We start from the raw sequence: 1213 nt of genomic DNA, 5'->3' as shown, positions 1-1213 counted from the left end.
AACTTCGCCTGACCCGCCCGCCGTACGCCGCCCGGCGCGCGGGCCGGGCGGCGTACGGCGGGCGGGTCAGGCGAAGTTGGCGCGGATGATCGCGGCGATGTCCTCGCCGACGGCGCGCAGCTCGTACGGGAGGGAGGGCGCGCCGTTGGGGAGGTCGACCGTGATGCGCTTGCCGTCGGGGTCGTCGTGGAGCGCGACCACCAGGTCGTCGTACTCGTCCACGAACACGCGGTACGTGGGACCGTCGGGGCCCCAGAGCTTCCCGTAGGCGCCGATGTACCCGGACTCGGTGCCCCAGCCCTCCCCGAGGACGCTCGCGGCCTCCACGGCGTACTCGCTGACGGTGTACGTGTACTCGGTGCTGCGCGTGCCCTCAGCCGGCTCGGTGAACGGGGAGGGGATGACGACGCGGAGGACGTCACCGACCTGCGGCCGGTCGAAGTCGCCGAGCTCCACCAGGGCCTCAGAGACGAACGACCGCTCGAAGTCCTCCCCGTACGTCTGGCCGGTCGGGGAGTCGGTGAAGTAGGCGGTGGTGTCCCAGGTGGCCCACGCCGGGCCGTCGTCGTACTCGGTGGTGACGCGGAAGCTGATCGCGGCCGGGCGGCGCACCTTCGGCCGGTCATCGAACCACTCGGTCAGCGCGGCGCGGAGGTCTTCCAGGAGGGTGCCGTACTGGTACCGGGGCGGGGTGACGTCCTTGGTCCACAGGCGCGCCTCGTGGCAGCCGCCGCACGCCGTGAGGTCGAGGGTGTTCAGCTCCTTGCAGACGCAGCGCCACACCAGGCCCGTGAAGGGCCCGAGGTCGGTGAGGGCGTGCTGCTGGGAAAGGAACGCGGCGTTCATCAGGCGGCCGAAGACCTTGGCGGCGAAGTTGCGCGGCATGGTCGCGGAGTACATGGGTGTCCCTTCGGTGGGCCGCCCGGCACGGTGCCGGGCGGCAGGGTGGAGCGGAGGTCAGGAGGTGAGGGAGAGGGGCGCAGCGGCGGCGAGGGCGGGCGCCCCGGCGGTGATCGCGGGCGCCTCGGGGGCGGCGGCCAGGGCGGCGGCCTGCTCGCGGCGGAGGTCGTTGTACGCGCCCCACTCGGGTATCCCAGGGTGCGACTGGTCGGCGATGAACAGCACGTCCGGCGCCTGGTCTTCCGGGTCGTTCCAACCGCGCTGCTCCTCGTACCACTCGCGCCAGAACGGCAGGGTCACGAGGGTGCGGCGG

The 1213-nt window shown here is 72.7% G+C and carries 2 protein-coding genes; both read right to left on the bottom strand.

Annotated elements, in window-relative coordinates; genetic code table 11:
- Nucleotides 1–66: 66 nt before the first annotated feature.
- Nucleotides 67–900 (bottom strand): hypothetical protein, encoded by an 834-nt coding sequence (locus C6N75_RS29660; protein WP_105871920.1) that lies wholly within the window; start codon nucleotides 898–900, stop codon nucleotides 67–69.
- A gap of 57 nt (nucleotides 901–957) precedes the next feature.
- A partial coding sequence (locus tag C6N75_RS31025; RefSeq protein WP_181160673.1) for a hypothetical protein occupies nucleotides 958–1213 on the bottom strand: 256 nt, incomplete at its 5' end.

This window comes from Streptomyces solincola (genome assembly GCF_002982015.1).
Taxonomy (GTDB): domain Bacteria; phylum Actinomycetota; class Actinomycetes; order Streptomycetales; family Streptomycetaceae; genus Streptomyces; species Streptomyces solincola.
The sequence above is the reverse complement of the archived record's forward strand: the minus strand, read 5'-3'. Positions and strand labels throughout refer to the sequence as shown.